The following is a 26,690-nucleotide window of genomic DNA, read 5'->3' as shown; positions in this document are numbered from 1 at the left end:
ACCCTCCTTGACTGTAAGATAAATCCATTATGCGTTGTGAAAAACAATTCAGTCATTCCTTTTTTTCGTGTCGAAATGAAAGACGTTATATTAATATTGGTCATACCAATTTACTGTAAGCGTTTTCAATATTGTCTAATTCGTGAACGTTATTTCGATGTAATATAAAGCTCGAGAAAAGGTACTTTTGACCCATTAGGCGAATCGCACAATTCGACAAATAAAAAACTCTATCTGAATGAGATAGAGTCTACTGCTGAAAATAGTGTTCGTATGGCGTCCAATCAATCTGTTCTTCGGTTAGCGCTTTCTTTAAGAACTTGTGATCGCGCTTCGGCGTTGCGGCGATGTAACCCTTTACCACAAGTTCGGTCGTCATTTTTTTTGCACGCGATTCAAGCGCGAATTGACCGATTTTACCTGCGATTTTTCGGATCGCCACGTCGCGGAACAACTCGGGTACCGGTGTGACGAGACGATCTAATAGCGTCCGCGTCTCCGGAGTCCAGAGATGACGCGTTCTTTCTATATAATCATCTTCGATGTCAAGTAGGGAACGTCCATCTTCTTTTGGCATTCGTTTTAAAAACTTACGAAACATGAAGTACCCGCCAATCGTCATGAGTCCAATCATGACGAATCCCCAGAATACAATGAAATACATCATCAAGTTTTCTGGCATCGTCTTTCCCCCGTTCTATACATTCACTTGCTTTCATCGTTAGTATACAAAAAAGAATCCATTTGCAAAAGGCGTACGTCCCATTAGGATAGACGAACCGAATTGATTTCGTTAGAATAGATAGCGTTGCTACGAGAATAAGCATGAACTGAGACGAGAAAGGAAAGGTCTATCCTATATGAGCCAATTGAAACAGGAAGTCGAGAGACGTCGGATATTCGGCATTATCTCTCACCCGGATGCGGGGAAAACAACATTAACAGAAAAATTACTTTTGCACGGTGGTGCGATTCGCGAGGCAGGTACGGTCAAGGCGCGCAAAAACTCAAAACACGCAAAATCTGACTGGATGGAAATCGAGAAACAACGTGGGATCTCGGTCACATCGTCTGTCATGCAATTCATCTATCAAGACAAGGTTGTATCGATCATGGATACACCAGGACACAACGACTTCGGTGAAGACACGTATCGCGTGTTGACATCAGTCGATAGCGCGGTCATGGTCATTGATGCTGCGAAAGGGATTGAAACACAGACGAAAAAACTATTCCAAGTTTGTCGGATGCGTGGGATTCCAATCTTCACATTTATGAACAAGTTGGATCGTCAGGCAAAAGATCCGCTTGAATTGATGGAAGAGCTCGAAGAAGTGTTAGGCATGCCTTCTGTCGCGATTACATGGCCAATCGGAAGTGGAATGCAGTTTGAAGGTGTCTACGACCGAATGAAAAATGAGGTCCACTTGTTCCGTGGGGAGAAGTCGACACTTCACCTGGGTGAGGACGGAGTGAACGATCCGATTCTCTCCGATCATTTGTCGGAAGAGAACTTGACGAACCTCCGCGATGAGATCGACCTTCTCGATGGAGCGGGGAACGAGATTAATGTCGAGGCGATCCAGAGCGGTAAATTGACACCGGTATTTTTCGGAACAGCGCTCGTCGACTTTGGGGTGACTGCGTTCTTGAATCACTATTTAGAGATGTCTCCGGCTCCTGAGGCACGTAAGTCGAACGTCGGTCCAATCAATCCAACATCAGAAGACTTCAGTGGATTCGTCTTCAAGATTCAGGCGAACATGAATCCGGCACACCGCGACCGCATCGCCTTTGTACGCATCTGTTCAGGTGTGTTTGAGCGTGGGATGGATGTGACGCTCACTCGTACTGGGAAAAAGATAAAATTGAGCCAATCGACACAATTGATGGCGAATGATCGAGAAACAGTCGACCAAGCGTTTGCTGGTGATGTCATCGGGATCTATGATTCTGGGACGTATCAAATTGGAGATACCATCACCACATCGAAGCAGAAGATTGCGTTTGAGGCGCTGCCAACTTTTCCACCGGAATTGTTCATGCGCGTTTCGCCGGTCAACTCGCTCAAGTCGAAACACTTCCATAAAGGGGTAGAACAGCTTGCGCAAGAAGGGGCGATTCAAGTGTATCGCAACGAATATAACGAGATTTATCTCGGCGCGGTCGGACAACTTCAATTCGAGGTATTCGAATATCGTTTAAACAATGAATATGGCGTCGATATTCGAATGGAACCAGTCTCATATAGCGTTGCTCGTTGGGTCAAAGACAAAGAGTTGAAGGCATTGAAACCGTTCCAAGATTCACGGAACATGCTCGTTACAGACCGTTGGGAACGTCCGGTCTTCCTGTTCGCGAACGAGTTCACATATGAACGGTTCGCTGAGCGTCACGCAGATGACTTGACGCTTGTTGAGGCACTTGACGTCAACGAAGAGATCGGTACGGAAGAATAAGATGTAAACACCTCGTTTCTGAGGTGTTTTTTTGTTGTGAAGTAAGTCATTTTAGTTTTGATAAGTTTTACTTATGACTAATTTGTGACGGAATGTATTTTACGTCACGCTATACTTGTATTATGATAAATATGTGAAAAGTAAGCGATTACGCATTGTCGTGTGGTCGGCGCTTTCAAAAAGGGGGAAATTGCAATGGAACAGACGAATGTTTTAGACGCCTTCGCATCTCGGACAAAGTTCGAAGCGAACGGGCAATCGTATGATTTTTATCGTTTGAAAAAATTGGAAGAAGAAGGATTGACGGACATCAGCCGTCTTCCGTATTCGATTCGCGTTCTTCTTGAATCGGTTCTCCGTCAACAAGACGGGCGTGCCATCACGAAAGAACATGTCGAGAACTTGGCAAAATGGGGTACTGCCGACGTCTCGAAAGACATTGACGTACCGTTCAAACCGGCACGTGTCGTACTTCAAGACTTCACGGGTGTACCGACGGTCGTAGACCTTGCTTCACTTCGTAAAGCGATGGCAGACCTCGGTGGAGACCCAAACAAAATCAACCCAGAAATTCCTGTCGATCTCGTCGTCGACCACTCAGTTCAAGTAGATGCATATGGTTTCGCTGGCGCATTGATGAAAAACATGGACATCGAATTTGAACGTAACGAAGAACGCTATAAGTTCTTACGTTGGGCTCAGACGGCATTTGACAACTATCGTGCCGTACCACCTGCAACGGGGATTGTTCACCAAGTAAACTTGGAGTACTTGGCATCTGTCGTCCTCGAGAAGAATGATGCAGAAGGTACAGTTGCTTATCCAGATTCACTCGTCGGAACGGATTCGCACACAACGATGATCAACGGACTCGGTGTTCTTGGCTGGGGTGTCGGAGGAATCGAGGCGGAAGCAAGTATGCTCGGTCAACCATCATACTTCCCAGTGCCAGACGTCGTCGGTGTCAAAATCATCGGTGAAGTAAACCCTGGTGTGACAGCGACAGATGTGGCGCTCGTCGTGACAGAGATGCTCCGTCATGAAAAAGTTGTCGGGAAATTCGTTGAATTCTTCGGACCGTCGCTCCACACGATGCCACTTTCAGACCGTGCGACGATTGCAAACATGGCGCCTGAATATGGTGCGACATGTGGATTCTTCCCGGTCGATACGGAAACATTGAACTACATGCGTACGACTGGTCGCTCCGAAGAGTTGATTTCACTCGTCGAAGAATACTCTAAAGCGAATGATCTCTTCTATACACCAGATCAAGCTGATCCAACGTTCACAAAAGTGTTGACACTCGACTTGTCGAAAGTCCAGCCTTCACTTGCGGGTCCGAAACGTCCACAAGACCGAATCAACCTCTCAGACGTTCAAACATCGTTCATCGATAGCTTGAGTGCTCCTGCAGGAAACAGTGGCTTCGGACTTGACCGTTCTGAACTAGACAAAACGGCGACAGTCAAGTACGAGGACGGCGCCGTCGACATGAGTACGGGAGATGTTGCGATTGCAGCCATCACAAGCTGTACGAACACATCGAACCCATACGTCATGGTCGGTGCTGGACTCGTTGCGAAGAAAGCCGTTGAACGTGGCTTAACCGTTCCGAAATACGTGAAGACATCACTCGCACCAGGTTCGAAAGTCGTAACGGACTACTTGGATAAGGCTGGTTTGACTTCTTACTTGGACGAACTTGGCTTCAACACGGTCGGATATGGCTGTACGACATGTATCGGAAACTCTGGTCCGCTTGACCGTGAAGTCGAAGAAACGATCACAGAAAACGATTTGCTCGTGTCGTCAGTCCTCTCTGGTAACCGTAACTTTGAAGGACGCGTTCACCCGCTCGTGAAGGCAAACTTCTTGGCATCACCACCGCTTGTCGTCGCTTACGCTCTTGCCGGGTCAGTCAACTTCGACATCATGAATGATTCGTTCGGTACGGACAAAGATGGAAATGAAGTATACTTCAAAGACATCTGGCCATCAAACGATGAAATCAAGATGGTTGTCCAAGACGTGGTATCACCAGAAGCATTCCGTAAAGAGTACGAAACGGTCTTCACTGGTAACGAGCGTTGGAACGCACTCGATGTTCCGGAAGGAAACTTGTATGACTTCTCAGATGAGTCGACATACATCCAAAACCCACCGTTCTTCGAACAACTCGAACCAGAAGCGGGCGAGGTTCATGCATTGAATGGCTTACGTGTCATCGGGAAGTTTGCGGATTCGGTTACGACCGACCACATCTCGCCAGCTGGATCATTCTCGAAGACGACACCAGCCGGTCAATACCTCCTTTCTAAAGGGGTAGAGCCAATCGACTTCAACTCATATGGTTCTCGCCGTGGTAACCATGAAGTCATGATGCGTGGTACGTTCGCAAACATTCGTATCCGCAACCAAGTTGCTCCAGGAACTGAAGGTGGCTTTACGACGTACTGGCCAACTGGTGAAATCATGCCAATGTATGATGCGGCTATGAAGTACAAGGAACAGGGAACAGGTCTTGTTGTCCTTGCAGGAAATGATTACGGAATGGGATCATCTCGTGACTGGGCAGCGAAAGGGACGAATCTTCTTGGAATCCGTGCGGTCATCGCACAAAGTTTCGAGCGGATTCACCGTTCGAACCTTGTCATGATGGGTGTGCTCCCGCTTCAGTTCTTAGACGGGGAATCGGCTGAATCACTCGGATTGACTGGTGAAGAAGCAATTGATATTCAAGTCGATGAGTCTGTACGTCCGCGCGATATCTTGCACGCAAAAGCGACACATGAAAACGGAACGGTGACAGAGTTCAAAGTCATCGCTCGTTTCGACTCTGAAGTTGAAATTGATTACTACCGTCACGGTGGAATCCTGCAAATGGTTCTCCGTAACAAATTGAAATAAGTGCTAGTCCATGACCTTCCTTTGAAAAAAGGAAGGTTTTTTTCATGAATATGCAATTTTAAGGTGAAAGTTTTAAAAGATTCGGGAACAGGAAGACAGGGAGGGGTGCGCTTATGGATAAAGAAGAGAAGCTCGGAAAGAGTTGGTGGAAACGATTGACGCAACAAAAAGAGGTGGAACAGGATCGAGAAATTGATATCACCCTTTCAGAATTGCGTCAGGCGATTCACGAATATGAACAGACACTGCCAAAAGGTGTGAATCGCACCGTCCTACTGGATGACTCGCAAGAAATCGACACCAAACGCTTGAAACATCACCTTTCGGGAATCCCGAAACAACGTTTCTTCATGTCAAAAGAGACGTTTCATATCGTACCGGAAGATGAACGCGACGTCATTTATGAAATGGATCAAGTGCAACGGGCACTCGATCTGTATATGGACCAGGAGAAGAAATTACCGTTACAAAAATTTCAGAACGCGCTTCAACTCGATTTGACCCGTTTACGAGAGGGGGGTTATTTAAAAACGTTGCCAAAAAGACCTTACTATGTGGTCGATGAAACATTGATTGTTTCACTGGAGCCCAAAGAAACAACTTGATGACAAGACACCTATCTATTGGACGGTAAACAACACATTTATGTACACATAGGGTTGTGACTTGTTTCAAAAGTATGTTAGGGTGGAAAACGTATATGAAAATAGAAAATTAAATAGGAGTGATTTTATGGAACGAAAAAGCCGTGTGACGACCGTATTCGTCGTATCTGCAATCATAACTGGCTTATTTACGATTTGGGGACTTTTCCCCGAGAGTTTATTAGGGAATGCCAGTCTATTAAACGTGACGAGTACGTTACAAGGCTGGCTCTCAAACGGGATGGGTTGGTTCTATCTCTTGAGCGCCACCGGGTTTTTACTGGTTGCCATCTTTTTAATCTTTTCAAGATATGGTTCGATTCGACTTGGAAAGGATACAGATCGTCCAGAATTTAGTTATTTATCATGGTTTGCCATGTTATTCAGTGCCGGGATGGGAATTGGACTCATCTTCTGGGGAGCGGCTGAACCGTTGCTCCACTTCCACTCACCACCATTCGCTTCCCCTACACCTGAAGGAGATGCACGGACTGCTATGCGTTATGCATTTTTCCATTGGGGCCTCCATCCATGGGCGATTTACGCAATGATTGCGCTCGCCATCGCATATTCGACGTTTAGAAAAGGTCGTCCCGCGACGATTGGGGAGACAATCGGTTCGCTCGTCCATAACCGCTACGAACAACCCGTGAAGCAAACGGTCGATATCCTTGCGGTCATTGCGACTGCATTCGGGGTAGCGACTTCACTTGGTTTTGGTGCTCAGCAAATTGCCGGTGGCCTTCATTACCTCATCCCTGGGGTACCGAACGCTTTCGTGACACAGTTGATCATCATTGCCGTCGTAACGGTGCTCTACATGATCAGTGCTTCGACAGGTCTTGACAAAGGAATTCGAATCTTAAGTAATACGAATATATTCTTGGCAATTGTCCTACTTGTAGCGACGATGTTTGCGGGACCGACAGCTTTCATTTTCGACTTGTTCACACAAACAGTCGGAACTTATTTGCAGCAGCTCCCGAGCATGAGTTTCCGTACAGCCGCATTTGAACCCGTTGAACGTGAATGGGTGAACGGTTGGACCATCTTCTACTGGGCTTGGTGGATTTCTTGGTCACCATTCGTCGGAACGTTTATCGCACGTGTATCGAAAGGGCGTACGATTCGGGAATTTATCATCGGAATCTTACTTGTCCCGACATCATTCGGATTATTATGGTTCTCCGTCTTCGGCGGTTCGGCCATCTGGGCTGATTTGTTCGGAGGATATAGCTTGATTGATCAAGTAAACGAAATCGGTACTGAAGTCGGGCTGTTCGCACTGTTTGAAACGTTCGGTGGTTTTGGGACGCTTCTCAGTGTAATCGCCATCTTCTTGATTTCGACATTCTTTATTACATCGGCCGACTCTGCGACATACGTCCTCGGTATGCTTACATCGAACGGGAAGCTCGTCCCGCCGATGGGGATTAAAATGACTTGGGGAATCATCCAATCGTCAATCGCAGCCGTATTGTTGTATGCTGGTGGATTAGATGCTCTACAAGCTGTTGCGATTCTCGCAGCCTTCCCATTCATCTTCGTGCTCATCTTTATGATGATTGCCTTATTCAAGGATCTTACCGACGAACCGGATGAACGAGATAAATGGCTAGAGATGCAAAAGAAAGATGAAGATAAACTAGGTTAATTCGAAAGGGTCTCAGATGAGGCCCTTTTTCGGTCAAAAATATTTTGCTTGTCCTTCTCGCTAGTGTAGGATAGTAAGTGAAGAAACGAGGAGGATAGGCTATGAAACAACAGATAAAAAAACGGTTGAGCTGGGTGATATTGGCCGGCATCCTCATTGTCGGGGCATTACTCGCATATAACTTCTATGTGCTCATGGATTTGAGCGGGGAAGAGGAGGAGCAAGTCGAACCATTCTACTCGAATGTCGTGATCGGATATCAAGAACGCAAACTTCCAAAAGAAGGCGAAGAGCTCGAAGAACGAGAGTATCTTGTCACGTATGATGAGGACGGACATTTTGTATCTGAAGTCGTGACGGGTCCAAATGTTGGCGCGAAAGCTGAATGGGATGGAGAGACCTACTTAGAGTTCAATCCGGACGGGGAAGAAGTTCTTCGACAGGAGACGAACTCCGGAGCAGTCGCACCTCATCCATTCTTGTCACGTGCAACGAACGAACAGATTCGTAAATGGCTCGATGACGGGACGCTCGGTTCAAGTGAAGGCGAAACCGATTTGGTCGGACGTACCGCGCAAGCGTATGTGAAATCAGAATCGGCTGAGACCGTTCCGGAAGAGTGGATTGAAAACTATCCATCGATTTTTAGTGAAGAAGAAAATAAAGAGACTGTCACATATTATGTCGATGCGCATGAACGAATCTTGCTCGCGGCAGAATCGCGGAATAACGGGAAGTTATTCCATTCGATTCGGATGACATCGTTTGAATCAAGATAATCCGATGGGGAGCAGACATGATGTCGGCTCCCTTGTCGTCTGAAAGGGAGAACAAGATGAAACAAATTCAAGTGGAACAAGTTCAAACGGACTTGACGAACTGGGAAGCTGGAGAAAAAGTAAACGAGGCGGCTTTGTTATCTTACGCACATTGGTCTCGTGCGACTCAGCACCAAGAAGAATTAATTCGTTCCTTGCGGCTGCTCGCAACACATCGGCTCAAACAAAAGGAAACGATGGACCCGTTACTCAACCGCTGGGTAAAAGAGTTGGAGGCGATGAACGCACTTCCTCCAGAGCTTCGTCTGTTTCAACTGAATGAGCAGTTGCGTCGTTCGAAACAGGCGCTTCAAATCGACTGGCCAACCTTACGAGAGGCCGATTACGCCTCGATGAAGGTTCAAATCTTAACAGAGTACGAGTCAAAAACGTCAGCGTTGCTCGATCAACTTGACCAACTCCATGATGAGGTGGAGACTGCGAAGTCTGATTTACGTGATTCTGAATGGCGCGGACAATTGGAAAACCTGTTTGAAGCGATCATCGAAGCGATGCAAGAGGTCGCATCTCTTGAAGATGATACCGCCTCCTTGCTCGCATCGATGCAAGGGAACTATTTCAGTCGTGAAGCGTTTCATCGATTCGGGGAGCGCGTTGCCCTTGTGAAAGAACGGCTACACACGATTTGTGAGCTACTACCAGACCGTCCGACCGAGGCACGTTCAAGTGCGATTGAATCACTTGAAGACATGATTGGGCTCGATGACATCAAAGCGCGTGTAAAAGCGTGGTATCGCTTCCTCCTTTTCCAAAAAGAACGAGAAAAGGCCGGTTTTTCTTCAAAACATCAACCATCCCTTCATCTCGTCTTTACAGGGAATCCAGGAACCGGGAAGACGACATTAGCAAGACTCATGGCCGAGATTTACTTTGAACTCGGCTTATTAGGACGCCCGGACCTTGTCGAGGCTGACCGTTCGAGCCTTGTCGGTGCCTATGTTGGGCAAACGGAAGAGCAGGTAATGAACAAGGTGAAAGAGGCAGAAGGTGGTGTCTTATTCATCGATGAAGCATACGCATTGAAGCGTCAGGATGCGAGTGGCAGTGATTACGGACAAGCGGCCATCGATACACTCGTCGCCGCGATGACGAGTGGCGAATATGCTGGCAAGTTCGTCGTCATTCTAGCTGGCTATCCAGAAGAAATGCGTCATTTCCTCTTGGCGAACCCCGGTTTACGTTCACGATTCCCTGAGTCGAATCACTACGAGTTACCGAACTACCGTGACGAAGAACTGGTCGCCATCGGTGAGAAAGTGGCACAAGAAAACAATTACGTGCTGACGGAAGAGGCGAAACGATCACTTCTTGCTCGAATCGACAGAGAACGGGTCGACTCGACGTTCGGAAATGCCCGGACTGTCCATAACATTTTACTTGATGCGATGTTTAAGAAGGGTTCCCGATTCGGTGCAGATGCTCCGCTAGACGAAATGGCGCTCTTGACTGAAGAAGACTTTGATCAGCCAGATGATGAATCGAGTCCGACATCGTTAGATGACCTTGTCGGCATGGAAGATGCAAAAGCACAACTGGCTGAAATTGAAGCGCTCATCAAGATACAGAAGAAACGAAAAGCGCTCGGTTTGAAGACGGCGCCGGTCCAGCTCCATGTGACACTTACCGGAAACAGCGGTACCGGTAAAACGACATTTGCCTATCTGTATGCACAGATGTTGAAACGGACAGGTTATTTGAAGCGAGGCCATGTCAATGTCGTCAGTCGTGCAGATTTAGTTAGTGGCTATGTGGGACAGACAGCTCAAAAAACGAAAGCGGCGATCCGTGACGCACTTGGCGGCGTCTTACTAATTGACGAGGCCTATAGTTTGAACGGCGGGGCGAACGACTATGGCCGGGAGGCAATCGATACACTCGTTGACGAAATGCCGAAACATGGCGAGAATCTTGTCGTCGTCCTTGCCGGTTACGAAGGTCCGATGCGCCGATTAATTGAATCCAACCCTGGTCTTAGTAGCCGAATGAAACGGACGATTCATTTTGATGACTATACTCAAGAACAGTTAGTGGACATCGCGAAAAATTACGCAAGTCAGTTCGGATATGTGATGGAGGGAAATGCGCTTGAAGCATTAGCTACTCGCTTACATGACATCAAACATGCGAACGCGCGCACCGCTCTATCTGTTATCGATGAATCGATTGCTCGTCAGTCCTATCGTTTAGTGTCGACGGAGGATGAGAATGTGTCACTCCAGCAATTATTAGTAGTAGATATTAAGAGTAAGTTATAATATACTTTTCTTAGGAAAGAAGGATGATTCAATGCACACGGTTCAAATCCCAGTAAGGTATCAAGAGACGGACATGATGGGCATCGTCTATCATGCCAATTATTTAGTTTATTTAGAGATTGCGCGCACGGAATTGTTACGACAACTAGGTGTCGAGTATAAAGATATGGAAGAAGCGGGATTTGTCTCTCCTGTGACAAATGTATCCATGGACTATAAGCGTAGCGTGACGTATGGTGATACGGTTCATGTTCGTGTATGGGTCGATCAATATTCAAAAATCAGAACGATTTACGGCTATGAGTTGACGAATCAACATGGAGAACTTGTTGGCACAGCCACTACAACGCATGTCGTCGTCAAACGAGGCGACTTCAAACCGATTCGACTTGATCGAGAGTTCCCGAAATGGCATGAAATGTATTTGAACGTCATGAACCCTGTTTAAGAATCTTCTGTCTTCGTACCGTCAGTGTGGTATCATATCTTGACGGTACTTTTTGTTATCTAGAAAGGGGAAGATCGCATGCGTTATCCATCGATTTTGATGGTTTGCGGCGCCTTGACGTTCATGTTAGCCGGTTGTACGACAAACGAGCAAGTTGAACCGAAAGAACCAACAACACAGTCATCAACAGTAGATGAACCAGAGACAGAACCAAATGAACCGACTTCGGATCGTGAAGATGAGACAGTCACCGAGTCACCTTCTGAGGAGGAGACGTCGGACGAGTCTGAACAGCCGACCGAACCAGTAGAGGAAGAACCTGTGGCACCTAGTCAACCGATTGAAACGGATGGTGTGGCCAATTTGGAATTAGATGAATTGATTCTTGTAAACAAGAAAATTGCATTACCCGCCGACTATCAGCCGAGTGATTTGGTAGAGGCGAACATTGATTTTGTCGACTCGACAGTCGGTGAACGTCGAATGTTACGTAAAGAAGCTGCTCAGGCGATTGAAGGTCTAATGAAAGGTGCAAAAGCAGCAGGAATTGATTTGAAAGGGACGAGTGCGTTCCGTTCATACGCCTATCAAGTCAATCTCTTCAATGCTTATGTCGAACGAGATGGCAAAGAGCAAGCCATGAAATATTCCGCACCACCAGGTCATTCTGAACATCAAACAGGACTTGCGATTGACGTATCGAGCGCCTCGGTCAACTATCAACTGACTCAAAGTCTCGGTGAAACGGTTGAAGGAAAATGGCTGGCAAATCATGCTCACGAGTATGGATTTATCATCCGTTACCAAAAAGCCTTTGAGGAAGAAACCGGATATATGTACGAACCATGGCACTTACGCTATATCGGTATTGAGCATGCGAAACAGGTACATGCATTGAATCAGCCATATGATCGCTATATTGCGGAATTTGTGAAATAAGGGGAATTGCGATGCCATATGTGACAGAAATCATGATTATTATTTTAAGTTATTTACTTGGTGCCATTCCGTTTGCCCTCATCATCGGCAAGCTCGGCTATCGCGTAGACGTTCGAGAACATGGGAGCGGCAATCTGGGAACGACGAACACGTTTCGTGTATTAGGAAAGAAGGCAGGAATCCTCGTCTTACTCGGTGACATGGGGAAAGGTCTTGTCGCTGCATTGCTGCCTCTACTGTTCGGAAGCGAGATGAGCCTGCTTCTTGCCGGGATTCCGGCAGTGATTGGACACTCTTATCCTGTCTTTGCGAAATTCAAAGGTGGAAAATCGGTTGCGACGAGCGGTGGTGTTTTGTTGGCAGCCTTCCCATGGTTCTTCTTTGTCGTCGTCGGTACATTCATCGTGACTCTGCTCACCTCGCGCATGGTATCCCTCTCCTCGATGGCTGCCGCCGTGGTAGGACTTGTGACGGCAACGACTTATAGCATCGTGACGAAAGATTGGTTACCCCTGATCGTCATCGTGCCACTCGCATTGTTCATTATTATTAAGCATCGTACCAATTGGCAACGTATACGTGCTGGAAAAGAACCAAAAGTTCCGCTGTTTCAACACAAGCCGAAATCATGACTCATGCAGGTACGTCCGTGAAGGGCGTGCCTTTTTTTGTGTATTGTCGTTGATTTACACAAAAAAGAAACAAAAACATGTTGGATTTGCTCGTTCTTTACTTTCAATTTACGTTAAATTTACATGCGTTCGTTACACTAGAAAAGGAAAGATTATTGTGGAGGAGGCAGGGACGTGTCTTTAATCGGCGAAGAGCGTAAACAGAAAATTGTAGAATGGATCGAACGAGAAGGCAAAGTAAAAACAAGCGAGTTGATCGAGCGTTTGAACGTATCGGGGGAATCGATTCGCCGTTATTTAGAAGAATTAGAAAAAGAACATCGAATCAAACGTGTATACGGGGGAGCGGTCCTTCATCAGAGCATGTCCTTTCAGCCTATCGTGATTGCAAACATGGATGGAATTCGTCGGATCGCCTATACCGCATTTCAGTTGATTCCAGATGATACATTATTATATATCGGACACGGGGTCGCGGCAGAGCAAGTAGCTTCTCGGTTACGTGGTCGCAATGTGACGGTCGTGACGCCATCGTTGACGGTGGCGAAGGCGTTGTTTGAACAGCGGGCGAAAGGTGTGCTTGGTGGCGAAATTCAGCTATTAGGTGGTACAATCGACCCGAAACATCTCGTGACGACAGGTGAGCAGGTCCTGGCGCAACTACAGACATACATGTTCGACCTTGCCATTTTGTCCGTCGAAGGGGTCGACGCATCACTAGGTTTAACATGTGATGCTTTCGGCCTCGCCAGTATCACCCAGTCGGTGATGTCACAAAGTCGCGAGACGTTCTTACTGACGGACCATACCCAACTAAATCAACAAAAACGGTATCGCGTCTGTGATTTTTCGAAGGTGACGGCGATTATCTCTGATTTTCCTGAGCCTCAAGATTTCAAAGGCGTCTTAGCCGAACATGGTGTGGACTGGAAGTTCGCACCGTGAAGGGAGCGATTTAATGAATGTAGAAGTGATTGTCACTACACTAACGGAAGCTATTCAGGCTGAGCAACTCGGTGCGAAACGACTCGAACTGATTGCGGATATGGAAAACGGGGGCATCACACCAAGTTTTGGAACGATTCGAAATGTGGTCGAACATGTGTCGATTCCGGTGCATGTGATGATAAGACCCCATACACATTCGTTCCATTTCAATGAGGATGATGTCGAGACTATGCTTGCGGATATCGGTCTATGCCGTGAGCTAGGTGTCGATGGAATCGTATTCGGTGCATTGACACAGGATGGCGCGATTGACGAGCGGATCTTAGGGGAAGTGATCAAGCACAAAGGGGAAATGACGCTCACGTTCCACCGTGCTTTTGATGCATCACGTGATGTCTTTGAAGCGATGGATGTGTTGAATGAATATCCGGAAGTAGATATTCTCCTTACTTCAGGCGGTGCCAAAACTGTACTAGAAGGAATCGAAACCTTGATAACTTTGAAGGAACAGGCCGAGATGACACTTTTACCTGGTGCAGGGATCACGGTGGAAACGTTACCGATTCTTCGAGAACGTCTTGACGTAGCGATGGTACACATAGGAAATGGCGTACGAACGAATGGACAGCTCGATGAAGTGAAGTTCAAACAACTTCTTGGATGAGCCAATGCGGAAAACAGTCGGAAGACTGTTTTTTTGCTATAATGAGAGAAAACAATAAATGTAGGTGAATTCATGCAATCTTCCGTTTACAAACAATATGCGCTACGCATGCTATCAGGGAAGTGGGGCATATCATTACTCGTCGTCTTAACTGTCATGGTCATTCAAGCGATGATCACGACCCGACTTGATCTCTCGGCGAACGACCCCGAAGTTCTTTTGACATCGGTGGCGCTTCTTTACGGGGCGACGGTTCTGCTCGCACCTATCGAGCTCGGGAAAAATTGGGTGTTTCTCCAGGTGGCGAAAGATGAAAAGCCAACGTTCGGATTGTTGATTGAATCGTTCGGGTCACTTAAAGACTATTCACGTGCCGTGGTCTATTATGCGGTATTCTATTTAGGTCTAAACGTTCTGATGCTTTTCCTGATTGTACCTGGTGTCTGGTTCTATTTGACGTATCGCATCGCGCCATTTATCATGCGAGATGAGCCGGACCTATCTGCATTCAAGGCGATGCGAAAAAGCCGCCAAATGATGAAAGGGCACAAACAGACGATGTTAAAGCTCTATGCGAGTTTTATCGGATGGTATGCGCTCGTCCTTCTTACTGGAGGCTTAGCTTATATCTTTGTCACACCATATCTTCAAACGGCGATTTCTGGACTCTATTTAGAGTTAAATGCCTCCTATCAAGCAAAACAACCGGTCGAATAACCCGACCGGTTGTTTTATGTTCCGTGCTGATCTGACTTTTTGGGGTTTGGGGCGTCTTCAAAATCTTGTTTTTCCTCTTCCGACGCATCCGCATGCCACTTTTTTGCTTGCTCGGTGGCAATGGGGATCGCTTTCGTCTCAGAGTAGCCTTGCGCGAGTAATGCGTTCGCGATATCAATGGCTTTCTTTTTTACAAGTGGATCGAAGTTTTTCAGTGATTCTGGATAGTCTTTCATATTCCATGGCACGAAAATCGCCTCCTTCACTCCTACTAATTCCACAAACATCCGGTTTCAAACGTCTTGATGAAGATAATACTCGATCAGTGCTTGCGTGCCATTCTCTCCGTATCCATTCTTTTCAAGAATTGAATAGAGGCGATGTGCGAGCTCGAGACCTGGTAATGTCACTTCTAGCTCGTGTGCGCTCTCGATAGCGAGTGTCATGTCTTTGATAAAGTGTTTGATGAAGAAGCCAGGTGCATAATCTTCGATAATCATGCGTGGAACCAAGTTTTCAAGCGTCCAGCTACCTGCTGCCCCACCACGAATCGTACGAACGAGTGCCTCTGGGTCAATTCCAGCTCGTTTACTGAACGCTAACATTTCGGCATTCCCCATCATGATTCCGGCAATGGCGATTTGATTGGCAAGTTTCGCATATTGACCGCTTCCTGCGTATCCCATTCGTTCTATCGATTGTCCCATCGCTTCAAATAAAGGCTTCGCTTTATTGAAGGCGAATTCACCCCCACCGACTAAAATCGAAAGCGTTCCATTTTTGGCGCCGACATCGCCTCCTGTGACTGGTGCGTCAAGTGGGAGGAGACTCCGCTCAATGGCTGTCTCGGCAATTCGTTCAGCCAGTTTCGGTGAGGACGTCGTCATGTCGATTAATAATGTACCTGGTTCTGCCGAATCAAGAATGTTTCCTTCACCAAAATAGATGGATTCGACATCGGACGGATAGCCGACGATAGTGATGACGGCATCGGCGTCTCGGCAAACGTCCTGTACCGCATCACACCATGTCACACCTTCCTCTAACAATGCGGCTGCCTTCTCTTTCGTTCTTGTATATGCTTGTACTTCAAATCCGTGTTTCATCAAATTACGTACCATCGATTGGCCCATGACCCCGAGCCCGATAAATCCGATTGTTTTCATGTGGCTTGTCCCCCTAATAATTGTTGTGAAACGAGTCGCTGATATAGTGCGTTCTCTGTTAAAAGTTGCTCATGTTTCCCGATTCCGCTGATTTGTCCGTCTTCTAAGACGACAATCTGGTCAGCATGTCTGACAGTCGAGAGTCGATGGGCAATCACAAGTGTCGTTCGTCCGACCATCAGGCGGTCTAACGCTTCTTGGACCACGCGTTCTGATTCAGAATCTAGACTTGATGTTGCCTCGTCGAGCAATAAAATCTGTGGATTTCGTAACAATGCTCGCGCGATAGCAAGTCGTTGTCGCTGCCCACCAGACAAACGGATACCTCGCTCACCAATCTCCGTATCGAGCTGTTCTGGCATCGTTTCAATAAACGACCATGCGTTGGCCATCTCACAGGCTTCTTTGATTTCATCATCGTTCGCTTCATGTCGAAGTCCGTACACAATGTTTGTCCGTACAGATCCCGAAAGGACGGGTGAATCTTGAGCGACATACCCGATGATTTGACGCCATGTGTCACGCCCGTATGTTTGAATCTCTCGATTTCCATATCGAATCGTCCCTGCCGTCGGTAAATAGAACTGTTCGACAAGTGAGAAAAGTGTCGTTTTCCCGGCACCACTTCGTCCTACGATGGCGGTTGTCGCCCCTGGTGAAACTTGAAGTGTCAATCCTTGGATGACGGGTTCAGTGCCATAATGAAAAGCAACGTCTTCGAATGAGAGTGCTGTCTGATGAATCGTTTCTTCATGTGTGCTGTATGGTTCGGGACTGACTTCGAGCAATTCAGCAATCCGTTCAGTAGCTCCACGCGCCTTTTGAAGTCTCGTCAAGAATTCACTCATCGTGATGAGGGGCGTGATGATTTGGAAGAGATAGAGCATGAAGGCGAGTAGTTCGCCCGTTGATAAAGCTCCGGTCGAGACGCGATATGCGCCAAACCCGAGGATGGCAATTAACATCCCGGTCAAGGTCACATTGAGAAGGGGGATGAGGATCGCTTGAATTCGTCCTTCTTTCACCCCGTAATCGAAAAGTGTCTCGATTTTTGCTTTGCCGGTACTCACTTCCATCTGTTCCGTCGCTTGTGATTTGACAAGTCGAATCTCACCGAGCAGTTCGGCGAAGAAGCCGGAAAGACTTCCGAGTTCTTGTTGTGTCTCTTTTGCGATGATACGTAGCTTTCTTCCGAGCGGTATGACAATGATGAGTGTGGTCGGAACAGAGAACAAGATGACGAGTGTCATTTGCCAATCGAGTGTGAACAAGATGGCGACGGCGCCGATGACCGAGACGAGAGAGGTCAACAACCTGACACTTTGTTCGGATAACAACTGTTGAAGCGTCGTCGTATCATTGTTCAACCGAGACACCAGTTCCCCCGACATGATGCCGTCATAGAATGGAATCGGCAGTTTGACGAGATGGTCCCACAAGGTCGTGCGTAAATTGGCAACGACCCGTTGCCCCACAATATGTAACCAATAAATCGAAACGGCACTCGTGATGACCTGAATCAAAAATGCGATGACGAAATAGATGATCCATTCAGGTGTCAATAAGTCGCTGCTCCACCGGTCGACCACACGCTGCAAGATGAGCGGAATGGCCAGTGAGGCGACGGCTTGAAGGAGCGAGATCAGAATGGCTCCGACAAATAGATTTTTCGGAGGATTCGCGATTTTGAATAATTGAAAAAAAGTTTGCCATGTTGATGATTTCATTTTGGAAGTCCTCCTCTCCTCTTACTTTCGCTGTTTCAAAAACGGGTGTCAAGACGTCGAATCATACGAATGACTCATGCTAGAATAGGAAAGAGAGGTGATACGTGATGAAATGGATTCACACGGCCGATTGGCATCTAGGTAAGATCGTCCACGGTCGACATATGACAGAAGATCAACGGAATATCTTATTCCATTCTTTTTTACAAATCGTAGATGAGGAACGACCCGATGCGGTCATCATCGCAGGGGATTTATATGACCGAGCCGTCCCTCCCGTCGAGGCGGTCGATTTACTCGATGAGATGTGGCGAGAGCTCGTCTTGAACCGCGGAATACCAGTCGTAGCCATCGCCGGAAACCATGATTCGGCAGAACGTCTCGAATATAGTTCGAAGTTATTGAGACAAGTAGGACTTCACATCGTCGGGAAGCTCGACCCGACATCTGGTCCCCTTGATGTAGCAGGAGTCCCATTTTATCCGATTCCATTCCTTGAGCCGGCTCGTGTACGGCATATCCTCGGTATCGACTCGATTCGAACGCATCATGATGCACTGGAGGCGGTCATTGAAGCTTTCGGTATGATCGAAAAAGATGCCGTGACGATTGGCCACAGTTTTGTAGCGGGCGGACTGGAGACGGATTCAGAACGTCAACTATCTGTTGGCACGGCAGGACAGGTCGCCAAAGGGTTATATGAGCCTTTTTCGTATACGGCATTAGGTCATTTACATAATCGTGATGCGATTCAATCAGAAAGAATTGCATATAGTGGGTCGCTCATGAAATATTCGTTTTCCGAGGTCAATCATGAAAAATCCGTCGACGTTCTGGAATGGAACGGTCAATGGACACGTCGTCGCCGTGCCTTGACACCAGAGCGGGATATGCGACAACTCACCGGAACATTGAACGAACTCCTTACCCCAACTTATTATCAGCAAGAAAAGACAGATGATTACCTTAAAATTGTATTGACCGATGATACGGCGCTTCATGATCCGATGGCGAAACTTCGGACTGTCTATCCGAATATCCTTCATCTTGAATTGGAACTGTTACGTCGCCAGGAGCAGACATCCACGTTTGAACGCGAGACGCTCGAAAGACAGTCAGTAGAAGAGGTATATCTCCAATTTTTTGAGGCCGTGCATGATCGCACTGCCTCAGATGCCGTGAAGCAAATGATAGAAGAAGGTGATGTCTAATGAGACCGGTTGAATTGATGATTCAAGCATTTGGACCGTATGCAGAACGTGAAACGATTGACTTCACCCAGTTGGTTGGTCGCTCGATGTTTGTCGTCAGCGGTCGGACGGGCGCCGGGAAGACGACCATTTTTGATGCGATGACGTTCGCCCTTTATGGCCGGGCGAGTGGGTCGCTTCGAAATGCTAGTGACTTCAGAAGCCAGTATGCACAACCTGAGTTGAAGACGGAAGTAGATTTTTCGTTCACGATTCGAGGTGACCGCTATCGGATCGTAAGACAGCCGCAACAACCTCATCCGAAAAATAAGACGCCAATTCCCCACGAGGCCATCCTCTATGAATGGGAGGACGGTTGGAAGCCGCTGGCGACGAAGGTGAACGAGGTACAAGAACGAATCGAATCGATTTTACAATTATCGTATGAACAGTTCAGTCAAATCTTGTTGCTCCCTCAAAACCAATTTAGACAATTACTTGATTCGAACTCGAATGAAAAACAACAAATTCTCCAATCCATTTTCAAAACAGAGGCATATCGTACGTTCCAGGAAAAGTGGGGCGAACGCTATAGTACCTATCGCAAACAAGTGGAATGGGCGGTCGAGCGGACGCGACTCAAGTTATTAGAGCTCGAAGATGAAGCAATCGAAGAGGTGTCGACCCAGTCAATCGACGAGATTCAACGTTGGCTCGATGAGCGTGAAGAACATCTGATTGCAACGTGTGAAACGGCCTTAGCCCAGAAACAAACGTATGCGACAGCACTGGAAGAGGCAAGAGAAGCGCTTGAGAAAGCAAAAGCGCTCATCACCCTATTTCAGGAGCGAGAAGAAACCGATCGAGCACTTGCAATCTTTTTAAACGGTGAGTCGATTCGAAATAAGACACGTGAACTGCTAACAAATTTAGAGGTCGCAGCCAACATTCGTCCAGTCTTTGAACGGTTACAGGAACTAGAGCAACTCGTGCGTCGGTTGACGATGGAAGAACAGACCTCCTCGACAAAATTAGAGCACTTGCAATCCACCCAATCGAAGTTAGTGGAGCAACAACCAACGATTGAAAAGGACAAAGAAGAAGTGATCTCTCGTAAAGAGCGACTACGGATTGTCGATGAGATGATGCCAAGAATCAAGGAACGCGCCACACTCGTGACCCTTCGTGACCGATTGATGAATCGTGCAAAAGAATTGGTCACGTTTTCAAAAGAATCTCGGTTACAAGAACTTCAAGAAAAAGAACGACAATTGGTCGAGAACGTAAAGTCTGAACCTAGCGAACGAGCAGTCGATGCCGAACGTCATGTCGACCGATTGGTGCATCTGGCCTCTCTTGAAACAAAAGCGAGTGAGTTATCAAAACAACTCGACGAATGTGAACGAACGGGCAAAGACGTTCAACGACAGTACGTGACCCAACAAGAAGTGGTCGCCACGTTTACAAAGCAAGAACAGTTACTACTAGCGAGACAATTGAGTGAGACGCTTGTAGACGGTGAGCCATGCCCGGTATGTGGTTCTCGTCATCATGATATCCCACAACACGAAGAAACCGCTACGAACATCGCGGAGCGGGATGCGGCCGTGGCACGTCTTGATGATTTGTCCACACGCTTAATCGAAGCGAGGGCGGACTATCGTTCGCTTCATCAACAACTTGAAGCAGTCCGACAAGAACTAGAGCAAGCTTCCAAAGACATTCAATTCAATGGCGATATCACAGAAGAACTCAATAAGTGGCGAACACGTGCAGAGCTATTGCAACGGGAAGAACGAATGCGTCAAGAGAATGAACGGACACTTCGCCAACTGTCAGCAGAAATCCGACAGTTAGAGCAAGAGCGACGTCAACAGTTCGAAGAGCGGGAGCGTGTCGTATCCGAACTTGAGGCGACGCAACAAAGTCTCCACGCACTCGGCCAAAGTGAAGAAACGACATTCGATGCGTTGCAGCGCGAGCGAGCCGACCTTGAGCAGCGCATCGCGATGTTGATGAAACAAGTCGAGGCGTACGACCACGAGTTTGAGACGATGAAAAAAGCACTTTGGAAAGAGGAAGAACGACTGTCATTGATCCGTGAACAGTTGTCTGAAGCATCGAAGCAGTATGATGCCCAGCAGACCATCTGGGTCAATCAGCTAGAAGCATCACATCTGACGCGTGAACGCTATGAATCATACGCCAATCAAATCGACAAGCGGACAATGATTCGTGAACAGTTGCAACGTGAGGAGGAAGAAGGTGTTCGACTCCGACACCATAAACAGATGATTGAAGAAAAACTGAAGAATCAGGAGCGACCAGACCTGCACGAGATGGAGATGAAAGTGAAGGAAGTGGCTGAATGCAGTGAGCAGGCGTCGAAACAGCTGATCACAGCCCAAGATGCCTTGTCTCGACATAGACACGTCATCTCGGAATGGAATACCCTTCGCGAACAGACGGCGCAAGAAGAGCAGAAATTAGAGACAATCAAATTGATTGCGGATACGGGGAAGGGAATCAACCCACAGAAAATGACGTTTGAGACATATGTTCAAACCGCCTTTTTTGATCAGATCCTTCATGCGGCCAACATTCATTTGGATCAGATGACGAGCGGTCAGTTCCGGCTTGAGCGGAAAGTCGAGACGGCGAAAGGGAATGCCAAATCTGGTCTTGAGCTTCTCGTCTTTGATGCTTATACCGGACAATCGCGTCGTGTACAAAATTTATCTGGCGGTGAAGGGTTTAAGGCGTCGTTGTCACTCGCTCTTGGACTTGCGGAAGTCGTTCAACAGTTGAGTGGGGGCATCAGTCTTGAAACGATGCTCATCGATGAAGGATTCGGTACGCTCGATGCCGAATCTCTAGACCAGGCGATTGAATTATTGATGTCTTTACAGGCGACCGGTCGGCTCGTCGGCGTCATCAGTCATGTCCAAGAATTGAAAGACCGTGTCGATGCACGGATTGAAGTGAAAAAATCTAGAAGCGGGTCGTCGATCCAGCTGATTGTGGAGTGATGGTTGTGAAACAGATGGTGACGAAGTCGAGTCTCATTGAACAGTTAAAAGAAGCCGGCGTTCGCTCGGGAGAGGCGTTGTTTGTCCATTCGTCGCTCTCAAAACTCGGTTGGGTATGTGGAGGGGCGCAGACTGTCATTGAAGCGATTCAGGAAGTGGTCGGTCCATCTGGGTTGATTATGATGGCGACCCAGACCGGAGACAATTCAGACCCAGCTGAATGGGAAGCGCCACCTGTCCCCGTGGAATGGTGGCAGACGATTCGCGCGGAGATGCCTCCGTACGAAGCTGATAAAACAGCGACACGTGGCATGGGACGGGTGCCGGAACTGTTCCGAAGCTATCCGAATGTATATCGTAGTTCCCATCCGATGTGGTCCGTTGCCGCCTGGGGCGATGATGCTGAAGCCATCGTGTCCGGTCATACTATCGATGTCGGGTTCGGTCCAGGTTCACCTATCGAGCGAATGATTGAGCGAAACGCACGAATCCTTCACCTTGGGTCTCCGCTCGATGCGACGACACTCTGGCATTATGCCGAGTACGGAATTGATGGCCCGACCAAATCATTCGGTTGTGCCGTTATAGAACGAGGGGAGCGAAAGTGGCGTACATTTGAACATGTCGATGTGAACAGCGATCCGTTTGGCGCAATCGGCGAGAACATCGTCAAACAAAAGGATGTGCGAACATTTTCTATCCATGAAGCGACATGTTATCTCATTCCGTCTAGCACATGGGAACCAGTCCAACATGCGCTCATCGCGCTTCGTAGCTGGTTGAGATAGAGAAAATAGAATCGAGGGGAAGTTACGGATGAATCGTTGGATGAAACTAGTGAGTATTGCGGTACTCATCATTTTACTCGTTGCCGGTTTGGCTATCGGAGGAATCTCGGCTCATATTGGGGATCAGTTGACGTCACCGGAGCGGGAAACATTGACATATACCCCGAAATCACTTGGTTTGAAGTATGAGAATGTGACAATCGAATCGGAGGAAGGATATGACTTATACGGATGGTGGATTCCTCATCCTACGCCGCGTGCGACCATCGTCTTTGCCCACGGATATGGGAAGAATCGTGAACAGGAAGATTTACCGTTGAAAGAGTTGATTCCAGAATTTCATGAACAAGGATACCAATTTTTAACGTTCGATTTTCGCGGGTCAGGGATTTCAGAGGGTGACCGAGTCACGGTCGGCGCTAAAGAACAATCCGATTTAAAAGCGGCCATCCAATATGCGAAAGGTCGTTCAAAAGGACCGGTTGTCTTGTACGGGATTTCAATGGGAGCGGCGACAGCACTCTCTACAGCTGATGATGTCGAAGTTGCTGCAGTCATCGCCGACAGTCCGTTTAGTGATTTACGAAATTATCTCGAGACAAATCTTCCGGTATGGAGTGACTTACCGAACGTTCCGTTCACGCCCGTCATCATGACTGTGACCCCTTGGTTCACCGGTCTCGATGCCGACGTCGTATCTCCTATTCAGGATATCAAGTTGATTGAGGCTCCTATCTTATTGATCCACAGTAAAGACGATGATGCGATTCCTGTTTCTGAAAGTGAAAAATTGGCTGAAGCACAAGAACGCGTCGAACTTTGGGTGACTGATAACGAAGGTCATGTCGGGTCGTACCAGTCATTCCAGAATGAATATCGTCAACAAATATTCGAGTTTCTAGAACGGTCATTGTAAGCAAAGGGGCGCATTCGACGCCCCTTTTTGATATGATTGCAGACGAGACCAATGAAAGAAGGGTACAACATGGACGTTTTACAAGTATTACAGTTTCTCCTTTTAGGAACGCTAATCGGAATCTTGAGCGGTTTCTTTGGGATTGGTGGTGGCATCTTACTGACACCACTTCTCCTTGTCTTCGGATATGAAGCGAGTGCGGCGATTGCCCTTAGCCTCATGTTGACACTCGGCTCAACGACGGCAGGAACGATCTCACATATTCGTTTGCGGAACGTGAACGTGTCGCACGCCTTATGGATCGGTGTGTTCGGGATCGTCGGGACATGGATTGCCACACCGCTCGTCTTTTATTTAGAAGGGGTCGATGGGGCGACACTCATCATCTCGCTCGTCTACATCGCATTACTCACATATTTTGCAATTTCTTTCTTTCGTTCGAAACAGCATGTGGAAGGAAGCGTCGGGACGGACTCTGTACCACGCCTTGGAATCATCGGTGTGTTCGCGGGGTTCATCTCCTCGTTGATGGGCGTGAGCGGTGGATTCGTCTTGACCCCTCTTCAGGTCAAGTTGTTGAACACGGAGATGAAGCGAGCGGTCGGAACGAGTATTACGGCAGCACTTCTCATCGTCGTATCCGGTGTCATAAGTTACGCGGTGGCTGGTGCTGAAACGAATTATCTGCACGGTCTTGCTCTGATTGCGGGCGCCATGATCGGGTCACCCTTTGGAGCGAAACAGCTACAACGTTTCAGCTCGCAGCACGTCAAAAAAGCGCTCGGTGGATTTTATATCACGGTCGCCATCAGTGTAGGGTTGAATTTGATTGGGTGGAATACGGCATCACTTGCACTTCTCGTCACATTAGCACTTCTGTTCATCGTCACGCTTCTCATTCGACAACGCAAAAAATAAACCCCGTCTTCGGACGGGGTTTTAACGTCTAGCAATATGGTCAATGTTTTCTTGAATCTCGCCAACTTTCGCTTTTGCCTCACGGAGTCTTCGCTCGAACGCATCTGTGTCACGTTTCTCATGAGACGACTTATCGATTCCTTGACGCTGCCCTTTGTCAGAGCGTTGGTAAAAGTGGGTCGCTTTCTGCAAGCGTTTTTTAAACGTCGAGTCGCTCATCGGGACACCCCCTTCCATACTACAGTTATTCCACAGATGGAAACGGGTGAAACGTTCGAACCTTTACGAAGCGAGGGAACGACGGACTTGAACGTTCTGAGAAATTTTCACGGCTAATATGGCTGCGAGCACTGCTTTCAATGCGTCGCCAAAGAGAAATGGAATATTTACTTTGAGCGCATCAATGAACGACATACCGAGAACGATCTCGAGTCCGATACTTCCGAGTAAGTAGACGAGCCCTAGACCGAATAAAAAGTTATAGCCAATCAATGCTGGAATGGAGCGGTAGCGTTCGCTGAACCAGCCAATGAAGAGCGCTGCAATCGGAAAGGCGATTAAATATCCGACAGTTGGTCCTACAAATGGTGCGAGACCTCCTTGACCACTTAGTACTGGAAGTCCGATCAAGCCGAGCAGGAGGTACACGATGACTGCCAAAAATCCTTTCCGTGCACCGAATATGCCGGCGATGGTCATGATGGCGAGTGTTTGAAGGGTGATCGGAACGGGTCCAATCGGTATTTCGATGAAACCGATACTTGCGATGAGTGCTGCGCCGAAGGCGATTTGAGTCATATCTTGAATCTTCATATGTAAACCCCTTTTCAGTTAACGTTAACAATATAAAAGTTAACATGTTGAGAAGGGGTTGGCAAGAATTATTTCAAGACAGCCCGTTTTGACTCAAAGCTGTCTGATATGCCTTCGTTTCAACATAAAGCTCATCCTTGAGTGGATGAAGATGTCGTTGACGGATCCGATAAAATTGATAGGAGACAAGTGCCATGTTGAATAAGAGGGAGAGCAGACTGACGATAAAGAAGGCTCTCGGGTCATGTGTCGACGGTACGGGAGCTAATCGGTCGACGAACGCTGGAACTGTCATAACGAACATAATCCATAAAGCCAACGTGTGGGCACGATGTTGCAACCAAGCTCCTTTTTTAATAAAGAAAGAAGGAATGGTACACGAAAGGAGCAGAATCAATCCCGCATAAAACGAGTGGTCAGAGATACAATTATAAACGTAAGCAAAATTCCATAAATCATAGGCGATGATCCATGGCCAAATCATGTCGGGCCATATCATATCTTTTGATTGATCTTTCGAAATATTGATTCCAACCCATCCGCAGATGGCGATGATGTTCAATAATCCTGCAAAACCGTTCATTAGATTCCAAGGTCCGGACATGACCCAAAGGTGATCGATATAAGCGCCATCGGGAACGTTATAGAAGTATACTTGAAAGTCTCGGATACAAGCTTCTAAAATGTTCAGAGCCAAAATCCCCGGTGGAAAGAATAAGACCCATTTCTTTCGTAATAGCGAGGGCCGATATCGAATAATCATGAAACCGAGACAGCCGGCGAGAGCAGAATATGTTTTCACCCAGTTGAACCAAGTACCCGTTCCATATTCATTCCCTGGTGCTGCGGTTGTCGGCCAAACATAAAGGGTCAGTATAGTCGGTACAATCAAAAATAACGTTATTCCTCCCCACTTAGTCGTGCGACTGAATTCATTGAAAGCCATCAAGCAAAACAAGACAAATAACCCAATTCCCCATCCAACGAGATCGATTCTTTCATACAGAATTCCCACTCAAATCTCCTCCTTACAT

24 protein-coding genes are annotated in these 26,690 nt (G+C 47.3%); 17 read left to right on the top strand and 7 right to left on the bottom strand.

Annotated features, from left to right (window positions below; genetic code table 11):
- Positions 1-250: 250 nt before the first annotated feature.
- A complete protein-coding gene (locus OKS35_RS04680; RefSeq protein ID WP_031423504.1) occupies positions 251-682 on the bottom strand; it encodes a DUF2621 domain-containing protein in 432 nt (143 codons plus the stop codon).
- Between the two features lie 178 nt (positions 683-860).
- Here OKS35_RS04680 and OKS35_RS04675 point away from each other — a divergent pair, with 178 nt between their 5' ends.
- The 12 genes from OKS35_RS04675 (at position 861) to OKS35_RS04620 (ending at position 15,109) form a co-directional block, all read left to right on the top strand.
- Positions 861-2,459, top strand: coding sequence for a peptide chain release factor 3 (locus OKS35_RS04675; RefSeq protein WP_214781337.1), 1,599 nt, complete (start codon positions 861-863; stop codon positions 2,457-2,459).
- A gap of 195 nt (positions 2,460-2,654) precedes the next feature.
- The gene (gene acnA / locus OKS35_RS04670; protein ID WP_214781334.1) at positions 2,655-5,369 is read left to right on the top strand and encodes an aconitate hydratase AcnA; all 2,715 of its coding nucleotides are present in this window, start codon (positions 2,655-2,657) and stop codon (positions 5,367-5,369) included.
- Between the two features lie 113 nt (positions 5,370-5,482).
- On the top strand, positions 5,483-5,974 hold the full coding sequence (locus OKS35_RS04665) for a DUF3939 domain-containing protein (protein WP_214781333.1): 492 nt from the start codon (positions 5,483-5,485) through the stop codon (positions 5,972-5,974).
- 127 nt (positions 5,975-6,101) lie between these two features.
- A complete protein-coding gene (locus tag OKS35_RS04660; protein ID WP_215243870.1) occupies positions 6,102-7,667 on the top strand; it encodes a BCCT family transporter in 1,566 nt (521 codons plus the stop codon).
- Positions 7,668-7,768: 101 nt separating this feature from the next.
- A complete protein-coding gene (locus OKS35_RS04655; RefSeq protein ID WP_012726441.1) occupies positions 7,769-8,446 on the top strand; it encodes a hypothetical protein in 678 nt (225 codons plus the stop codon).
- Positions 8,447-8,502: 56 nt separating this feature from the next.
- Positions 8,503-10,761 (top strand): AAA family ATPase, encoded by a 2,259-nt coding sequence (locus OKS35_RS04650; protein WP_214781329.1) that lies wholly within the window; start codon positions 8,503-8,505, stop codon positions 10,759-10,761.
- 31 nt (positions 10,762-10,792) lie between these two features.
- Entirely contained in the window at positions 10,793-11,209 is a 417-nt protein-coding gene (locus OKS35_RS04645; protein ID WP_012726439.1) for an acyl-CoA thioesterase, read from the top strand.
- Between the two features lie 78 nt (positions 11,210-11,287).
- Entirely contained in the window at positions 11,288-12,148 is an 861-nt protein-coding gene (locus OKS35_RS04640; protein ID WP_214781327.1) for a D-alanyl-D-alanine carboxypeptidase family protein, read from the top strand.
- A gap of 11 nt (positions 12,149-12,159) precedes the next feature.
- The gene (plsY, locus tag OKS35_RS04635; RefSeq protein WP_012726437.1) at positions 12,160-12,780 is read left to right on the top strand and encodes a glycerol-3-phosphate 1-O-acyltransferase PlsY; all 621 of its coding nucleotides are present in this window, start codon (positions 12,160-12,162) and stop codon (positions 12,778-12,780) included.
- 174 nt (positions 12,781-12,954) lie between these two features.
- Positions 12,955-13,725 (top strand): DeoR/GlpR family DNA-binding transcription regulator, encoded by a 771-nt coding sequence (locus OKS35_RS04630; RefSeq protein WP_012726436.1) that lies wholly within the window; start codon positions 12,955-12,957, stop codon positions 13,723-13,725.
- 13 nt (positions 13,726-13,738) lie between these two features.
- Complete coding sequence (locus OKS35_RS04625; protein WP_264092590.1) at positions 13,739-14,392, top strand: copper homeostasis protein CutC; 654 nt, start codon at positions 13,739-13,741, stop codon at positions 14,390-14,392.
- A 72-nt stretch (positions 14,393-14,464) separates the two neighbouring features.
- A complete protein-coding gene (locus tag OKS35_RS04620) occupies positions 14,465-15,109 on the top strand; it encodes a DUF975 family protein (protein WP_264092589.1) in 645 nt (214 codons plus the stop codon).
- 14 nt (positions 15,110-15,123) lie between these two features.
- Here the strand turns inward: OKS35_RS04620 and OKS35_RS04615 are convergent, their stop codons facing one another.
- From OKS35_RS04615 to OKS35_RS04605, 3 genes are read right to left on the bottom strand one after another with little or no spacing between them, the layout of a single operon-like run.
- Positions 15,124-15,357, bottom strand: coding sequence for a hypothetical protein (locus tag OKS35_RS04615; protein WP_012726433.1), 234 nt, complete (start codon positions 15,355-15,357; stop codon positions 15,124-15,126).
- Positions 15,358-15,402: 45 nt separating this feature from the next.
- Complete coding sequence (locus OKS35_RS04610; protein ID WP_264092588.1) at positions 15,403-16,275, bottom strand: NAD(P)-dependent oxidoreductase; 873 nt, start codon at positions 16,273-16,275, stop codon at positions 15,403-15,405.
- Positions 16,272-18,002 (bottom strand): ABC transporter ATP-binding protein, encoded by a 1,731-nt coding sequence (locus OKS35_RS04605; RefSeq protein ID WP_264092587.1) that lies wholly within the window; start codon positions 18,000-18,002, stop codon positions 16,272-16,274. The genes OKS35_RS04610 and OKS35_RS04605 overlap by 4 nt, the downstream gene beginning before the upstream one ends.
- A 107-nt stretch (positions 18,003-18,109) precedes the next feature.
- Between OKS35_RS04605 and OKS35_RS04600 the strand changes: the two genes are divergently transcribed.
- The 5 genes from OKS35_RS04600 to OKS35_RS04580 all read left to right on the top strand — a co-directional run bounded on the left by OKS35_RS04600 (position 18,110) and on the right by OKS35_RS04580 (position 24,843).
- Positions 18,110-19,213 carry an exonuclease SbcCD subunit D gene (locus OKS35_RS04600; RefSeq protein WP_214781314.1) on the top strand — a complete coding sequence of 368 codons (1,104 nt, stop codon included), beginning with the start codon at positions 18,110-18,112 and terminating at the stop codon, positions 19,211-19,213.
- Positions 19,213-22,221 (top strand): AAA family ATPase, encoded by a 3,009-nt coding sequence (locus OKS35_RS04595; protein ID WP_264092586.1) that lies wholly within the window; start codon positions 19,213-19,215, stop codon positions 22,219-22,221. The genes OKS35_RS04600 and OKS35_RS04595 overlap by 1 nt, the downstream gene beginning before the upstream one ends.
- Entirely contained in the window at positions 22,221-23,009 is a 789-nt protein-coding gene (locus tag OKS35_RS04590) for an aminoglycoside N(3)-acetyltransferase (protein ID WP_214781309.1), read from the top strand. Before OKS35_RS04595 ends, OKS35_RS04590 begins: the two co-directional genes overlap by 1 nt.
- Positions 23,010-23,037: 28 nt before the next feature.
- The gene (locus OKS35_RS04585; RefSeq protein ID WP_214781307.1) at positions 23,038-23,925 is read left to right on the top strand and encodes an alpha/beta hydrolase; all 888 of its coding nucleotides are present in this window, start codon (positions 23,038-23,040) and stop codon (positions 23,923-23,925) included.
- A 69-nt stretch (positions 23,926-23,994) separates the two neighbouring features.
- Entirely contained in the window at positions 23,995-24,843 is an 849-nt protein-coding gene (locus OKS35_RS04580) for a sulfite exporter TauE/SafE family protein (RefSeq protein WP_264092585.1), read from the top strand.
- 21 nt (positions 24,844-24,864) lie between these two features.
- Here OKS35_RS04580 and OKS35_RS04575 read toward each other — a convergent pair whose 3' ends face one another.
- The 3 genes from OKS35_RS04575 to OKS35_RS04565 form a co-directional block, all read right to left on the bottom strand.
- Positions 24,865-25,062 carry a hypothetical protein gene (locus OKS35_RS04575; protein ID WP_012726425.1) on the bottom strand — a complete coding sequence of 66 codons (198 nt, stop codon included), beginning with the start codon at positions 25,060-25,062 and terminating at the stop codon, positions 24,865-24,867.
- Between the two features lie 63 nt (positions 25,063-25,125).
- Entirely contained in the window at positions 25,126-25,656 is a 531-nt protein-coding gene (locus OKS35_RS04570; protein WP_012726424.1) for a biotin transporter BioY, read from the bottom strand.
- 73 nt (positions 25,657-25,729) lie between these two features.
- Positions 25,730-26,671, bottom strand: coding sequence for a DUF5692 family protein (locus tag OKS35_RS04565; RefSeq protein ID WP_264092584.1), 942 nt, complete (start codon positions 26,669-26,671; stop codon positions 25,730-25,732).
- Positions 26,672-26,690 lie beyond the last annotated feature (19 nt).

It is taken from the genome of Exiguobacterium sp. N5, assembly GCF_025842465.1.
Lineage (GTDB): Bacteria > Bacillota > Bacilli > Exiguobacteriales > Exiguobacteriaceae > Exiguobacterium > Exiguobacterium profundum.
Note: the sequence above shows the minus strand (reverse complement) of the source record. Positions and strands in the feature narration are given on the sequence as shown.